Source organism: Nocardioides sp., assembly GCF_016462705.1.
In the GTDB taxonomy this organism is placed as follows: Bacteria; Actinomycetota; Actinomycetes; order Propionibacteriales; family Nocardioidaceae; genus Nocardioides.
On sequence record NZ_JAEMSS010000226.1, the window covers coordinates 1 to 5,690 of the forward strand.

Below are 5,690 nucleotides of genomic sequence, written 5' to 3' on the forward strand. Positions count from 1 at the left end.
AGGTGGTGATGGTGCCGCCCTTGCGGGTGACGTAGACGCTGGCGCCGAAGGTCTCCCGGCCGGGGTGCTCGAAGACGATGTCGATGTCCTCGCCGCCGGTGAGCTCACGGATCTTGGCACCGAAGCGCTTCCACTCCTTCGGGTCCTGGGTGTGCTCGTCCTTCCAGAACTGGTAGCCCTCCTCGGCGCGGTTGATGATCAGCTCGGCGCCCATCGAGCGGGCGATCTCGGCCTTGTCGTCGCTGGAGACCACGCAGACGGGGGTGGCGCCGCCGTTGAGGGCGTACTGGGTGGCGAAGCCGCCCAGGCCGCCGGAGGCGCCCCAGATCAGGACGTTGTCGCCCTGCTTCATGTCGCCGCCGTTCTTGCTGACCAGCTGGCGGTACGCCGTGCAGTTGACCAGGCCCGGGGAGGCGGCCTCCTCCCAGGTCAGGTGCGCCGGCTTGGGCATCAGTTGGTTGGCCTTGACCAGCGCGATCTGCGCGAGCCCGCCGAAGTTGGTCTCGAAGCCCCAGATCCGCTGCTGCGGGTCGAGCATCGTGTCGTCGTGGCCGTCGGGGTCCTCCAGCTCGACGCTGAGGCAGTGGGCCACGACCTCGGTGCCGGGCTTCCACTTGGTCACGCCGGGGCCGGTCTGCAGCACGACGCCGGCCAGGTCGGAGCCGACCACGTGGTAGGGCAGATCGTGCCGCTTGGTCAGGTCGGACAGGCGGCCGTACCGCTCGAGGAACCCGAACGTGGAGACCGGCTCGAAGATCGAGGTCCACACGGTGTTGTAGTTGATCGCGCTCGCCATGACCGCGACCAGCGCCTCGCCCGGTCCGAGCTCGGGGAGCGCCACGTCCTCGACGTGCAGGGACTTGCGCGGGTCCTTCTCCTTGGAGGGGATGCCTTCGAACATGTCCACCTCGTCCTTGCGGACCAGCGCGGCCCGGTAGGACTCGGGGATCTGCAGGTTGGCGAAGTCTTCGGTGGAGGTGTCGCCGGCCAGGATGGCGTCAAGGATCTGCTGCATGGTTGCGGAGGTTACCTGTCAGTAATAGAAGGAATCGACCGAGTGTGACTCAGTTCGCGGGTTGGACCAGCTCGACCAGCACCCCGCCGGCGTCCTTGGGGTGGATGAAGTTGACCCGCGAGTCCGAGGTGCCGCGCTTCGGGGCGTCATACAGCAGGCGGACCCCCCGCTCCCGGAGGACGGCGCTCACCGCGTCGAGGTCGGTGACCCGGTAGGCCATCTGCTGCACGCCTGGTCCGGACCGGTCGAGGAACTTCGCGATCGTCGACGACTCGTCGAGGGGCGCGAGGAGCTGGATGTGGGACCCGGAGTCGCCCACCGCCATCATCGCCTCGCGGACGCCCTGCTCCTCGTTGACCTCCTGGTGGGCCAGGCGCATCCCGAAGGTGCTCTCGTAGAAGGAGATGGCCTCGTCGAGGTCGGCCACGGCGATGCCGACGTGGTCGATCGCGGTGAAGAGGTGGTCGGGGATGCCGAGGGCCGGAGTGTCCGAGGTCATGCTGGGCATGGTTACAGAGCGCTAACCAGCGAAGTAAGGTCGAAGCCGTCATCCGTGGCGAGGTCTTCGTCACGTCGAGGCCAGAACTCGCTGGAGGATCGCTCATGTCCGACAACCCGTCCGTCATCGTCGCCGGGGCCCGCACCCCGATCGGGCGCCTCCTCGGCGGCCTCAAGGACCTCACCGCCGCCGACCTCGGTGGGGTGGCCATCAAGGGTGCCCTCGAGAAGGCCGGCGTCTCGGCCGAGCAGGTCGACTACGTGATCATGGGCCAGGTCATCCTGGCCGGGGCGGGGCAGAACCCGGCCCGCACGGCCGCGGTGGCCGCCGGCATCCCCATGGACGTCCCGTCGATCACGATCAACAAGGTGTGCCTCTCCGGGCTGAACTCGATCGCGATGGCCGACCAGCTGATCCGCGCCGGTGAGGTCGACGTCGTCGTCGCGGGGGGCATGGAGTCGATGACCAACGCCCCGCACTTCCTTCCCAAGTCCCGTGAGGGCATGAAGTTCGGCGACGTGAAGCTCGTGGACTCCATGGCCTACGACGCGCTCTACGACCAGGTCACCGCCCAGGCGATGGGGATGCTGACCGAGGAGATCAACGGGGCCGCGCAGAACCTCACCCGCGACGAGCAGGACCAGTTCGCCGCGCTGTCGCACCAGAAGGCGGCGGAGGCGTGGAAGAACGGCGTCTTCGACGACGAGGTCGTTCCGGTGGCCGTCCCCCAGCGCAAGGGCGACCCGGTCATGGTGACCACCGACGAGGGCGTGCGCGGTGACACCACGGTGGAGTCGCTCGGCAAGCTGCGCCCCGCGTTCAGCAAGGAGGGGACCATCACCGCCGGCTCCTCGTCGCAGATCTCCGACGGCGCCGCCGCGGTCGTGGTGATGAGCAAGGCCAAGGCCGAGGAGCTCGGGCTGGAGTGGCTGGCCGAGATCGGTGCGCACGGCATGGTCGCCGGCCCCGACTCGAGCCTGCAGCTGCAGCCGGCCAACGCCACGTCGCTGGCCTGCAAGAAGGAGGGCATCTCGCCCGCCGACCTCGACCTGGTCGAGTTCAACGAGGCCTTCGCCGCCGTCGGCATCTCGTCGGCGCGCGAGCTCGGCCTCCCGGACGACAAGGTCAACGTCAACGGTGGCGCGATCGCCCTGGGCCACCCGGTCGGCATGTCCGGCACCCGGGTCGTGCTGCACCTCGCCCTGGAGCTCAAGCGTCGCGGTGGTGGCATCGGTGCCGCCGCCCTGTGCGGTGGCGGCGGCCAGGGCGACGCCCTGATCGTGAAGGTTCCCTCTGCCTGAGCGCGGGCCCGAGGTCGACGACCTCGTCGCCCGGGCCCGCGACGGTGAGGCCCGGGCGGTCGCCCGCCTGGTCTCGCTGGTCGAGGGCGGGTCACCCCAGCTGCGTGCGGTGATGGCCGCGCTGGCGCCGTACGCCGGCCACGCCCACGTCGTGGGGCTCACCGGCTCCCCGGGGGTGGGCAAGTCCACGGCGACCAGCGCGCTGGTCAGGGTGCTCCGCGCCGAGGGCAAGCGGGTCGGCGTGCTGGCGGTGGACCCCTCGTCGCCGTTCTCCGGGGGCGCGCTGCTCGGCGACCGGGTCCGGATGGGTGACCACTCGCTCGACGAGGGCGTCTACATCAGGTCGATGGCCTCGCGCGGCCACCTGGGCGGGCTGGCGTGGACGACGCCCCAGGCACTGCGGGTGCTGGATGCGGCCGGGTTCGACGTGGTCCTGGTCGAGACCGTCGGCGTCGGCCAGAGCGAGGTCGAGGTCGCCGGCCTGGCCGACACCACCGTGGTCCTGCTGGCCCCCGGGATGGGCGACGGCATCCAGGCGGCGAAGGCGGGCATCCTGGAGATCGGCGACGTCTTCGTCGTCAACAAGGCCGACCGCGAGGGCGCCGACCAGACCCGTCGCGACCTGCGGTCGATGATCAACCTCTCCGAGCGCCGCGACGGCGCCTGGAAGCCGCCGATCGTCAGCACCGTGGCCCGCGCCGGGACCGGGTTCGACGAGCTGGCAGCGTCCTTGGCCGAGCACCGGGCCTGGCTCGGGGAGACGGGTGAGCTGACCCGGCGCCGCGTCAAGCGGGCCCGCGACGAGATCGAGGCGATCGCGCTCACCGCCCTGCGCACCCGGTGGGGGCAGGTCGGCCGGAACGCCGACCTCGACGACCTGGCCGCCTCGGTGGCGGCCGGGGAGTCCGACCCGTACGCCGCCGCCGACCGGCTCCTGGCAGGGCTCGAGACGTAGCCAGGTCCACGTCGCGTCCGAGGGCGACGACCGGCCACCTGCGCCTAGCCCATCGACTTCTGCCCGTCCAGCGACTCCCGGATGATGTCGGCGTGGCCGGCGTGCTGGGCTGTCTCGGCCACGATGTGCAGGAAGACCCGGCGGGCGGACCAGCGCGCGCCGGGCGGGTTCCACGGGGCGGCGGGCAGCTCGTGCCCGGCGGCCAGGTCGACCGAGCCGACGAGCGCGTCGGTGGCGGCGGCCGCCTCGGCGTAGTCGTCGAGCAGCTCGGCCAGAGAGGCGTCCTGCATCTGGAAGCTCGCGGCGTGCTCCAGGATCTCCGGGGGCGGGTTGCCCCAGTCGACGTTCTCCCAGTCGACGGTGTTCTCCCCGGGCCCGTCGAGGACGAACCGGGCCCACTGCCGCTCCACCTTCGTCACGTGCTTGACCAGCCCGCCGAGCGTCAGCTCGCTGGCCGTGGTGCGGGTGGCGGCCTGCTCGTCGGTCAGGCCCTGGACGGTGAACCGGAACAGCTCCCGGTGCTTGCGCAGGGCGTCGAGGATGTCGGTGCGTTCGCTGGAGGTCATGCCGAGGACACTAGGGAGGCATCAGGTCAGATCCTGACCGCAACTAGATTCCCTCGCATGACCATCGCGAGCGGACCGGTCACCCAGATCTGCTGGGTCACCGGCGACATCGAAGCGACCGAGCGACTGCTGAGCGACCAGTTCGGCGTGCGGGCCTGGACCCGGATCCCCGACGTCGAGTTCGGGCCGGAGACCACCACGCTGCGCGGGGCGCCGGTGCGGTTCACGGCGCACATCTCGCTCGGGTACGCCGGCGACCTCCAGCTGGAGCTCATCCAGCCCGTCGACGGCCCGACGATCCACGCCGAGTTCCTCGCCGAGCGCGGTCCCGGGCTGCACCACGTGTGCTTCGAGGTCGACGACGTGGACACCGCCTGTGCCGCCGCCGAGGCAGCGGGGCTGCCGGTGCTGATGCGCGGGTCGATGATGGACGGCGAGATCGAGTTCGCGTACGTCGACGGGTCGGCCGGCGGGGCGCCGTACGTCGAGCTGGCCCGGGTCGGCCCGCAGATGCAGGCGTTCTACGCGGCGGTCAAGGAGCAGTCGACCCGCCCGAGCTGACCGTGAGGGCGCGCCTCCCCCGGAACGGGTGTGGCTGTTGGTACGAATGGGGTGTACCCCTGTGCGCCCCCGCACGCCCTGGAGAGGAAGCGACGCGATGAAGAAGGCCGTGCCGTTCCTGATCGTGCTGTTCATCGGCTACTACGTGCTGCAGGACCCCTCGGGGGCCGCGGCCCAGGCCGGTGACGCCGCCGGCGGCCTGTGGGGCCTGACCACCCAGCTCTTCGACGCCTTGATCGACTTCTTCGACGCGCTCTGAGCCGGGCTGACATGACGACCGGGCTCCTGGCCTCCATCACCGAGCCGAACATCGGCCGCCACCTCCTGCGCGAGGAGGGCGAGGTCGTCGTGGACGAGGTCCGCCGCCACTGGGTGGCCTACGTGCGGCCGGTCGTGGAGGCGTGGCTGGCGCTGGTCCTGCTCGCCGTCGGCGCGTTCGGCGTCGACATGGACGCCGGCTGGGTCTTCATCGTGCCCGCCCTGGCGCTGCTGGCGCATGCCGCCTGGGTCTTCGTCCGCGAACGCCGGGAGTGCTTCGTGATCACCAACATGCGGGTGTTCCGGCTGCACGGCGTGCTGGTCTACCACCTGGCCACCATGCCGTTGAGCCGCATCCTGGACATCAGCGTGACCAAGCCGCTGCACGGCCGGATCCTCGGCTTCGGGCACTTCGTCTTCGAGTCGGCCGCCCAGGAGCAGGGGCTGAAGGAGATCAGGTACGTCGCCCGCGCGGACGAGCGGGACCTCACGATCCAGCGGGTCGTGCAGCGTTCGGGCCTGCGCGGTCCCCGGG

General features: G+C 70.8%; 8 protein-coding genes. 5 read left to right on the forward strand and 3 right to left on the reverse strand.

From position 1 onward, the window contains the following. The coding region (gene ccrA / locus JHD21_RS19935; protein ID WP_292678858.1) for a crotonyl-CoA carboxylase/reductase at nt 1–1,015 on the reverse strand (1,015 nt) is incomplete at its 3' end. Between the two features lie 49 nt (nt 1,016–1,064). Continuing rightward, complete coding sequence (gene mce, locus JHD21_RS19940; protein ID WP_292678861.1) at nt 1,065–1,514, reverse strand: methylmalonyl-CoA epimerase; 450 nt, start codon at nt 1,512–1,514, stop codon at nt 1,065–1,067. Nucleotides 1,515–1,618: 104 nt separating this feature from the next. On the opposite strand from mce, the gene JHD21_RS19945 reads away from it, so the two are divergent. Both JHD21_RS19945 and meaB read left to right on the forward strand, forming a co-directional pair. Further along, nucleotides 1,619–2,815: an acetyl-CoA C-acetyltransferase gene (locus JHD21_RS19945; RefSeq protein WP_292678864.1), complete on the forward strand. Its 1,197-nt coding sequence runs from the start codon at nt 1,619–1,621 to the stop codon at nt 2,813–2,815. Beyond that, a complete protein-coding gene (gene meaB / locus JHD21_RS19950; protein WP_292678876.1) occupies nt 2,808–3,770 on the forward strand; it encodes a methylmalonyl Co-A mutase-associated GTPase MeaB in 963 nt (320 codons plus the stop codon). Before JHD21_RS19945 ends, meaB begins: the two co-directional genes overlap by 8 nt. 44 nt (nt 3,771–3,814) lie before the next feature. On the opposite strand, the gene JHD21_RS19955 is transcribed toward meaB, so the two are convergent. Next, nucleotides 3,815–4,336, reverse strand: a complete 522-nt coding sequence (locus JHD21_RS19955) for a DinB family protein (protein ID WP_292678866.1) — start codon at nt 4,334–4,336, stop codon at nt 3,815–3,817. A 57-nt stretch (nt 4,337–4,393) separates the two neighbouring features. Here JHD21_RS19955 and JHD21_RS19960 point away from each other — a divergent pair, with 57 nt between their 5' ends. From JHD21_RS19960 to JHD21_RS19970, 3 genes are all read left to right on the forward strand, one after another. Beyond that, the gene (locus JHD21_RS19960; RefSeq protein ID WP_292678869.1) at nt 4,394–4,897 is read left to right on the forward strand and encodes a VOC family protein; all 504 of its coding nucleotides are present in this window, start codon (nt 4,394–4,396) and stop codon (nt 4,895–4,897) included. A 97-nt stretch (nt 4,898–4,994) separates the two neighbouring features. After that, entirely contained in the window at nt 4,995–5,156 is a 162-nt protein-coding gene (locus tag JHD21_RS19965) for a hypothetical protein (protein ID WP_292678871.1), read from the forward strand. A gap of 11 nt (nt 5,157–5,167) precedes the next feature. Beyond that, nucleotides 5,168–5,690: PH domain-containing protein (locus tag JHD21_RS19970; RefSeq protein ID WP_292678873.1), on the forward strand; the 523-nt coding region annotated here is incomplete at its 3' end.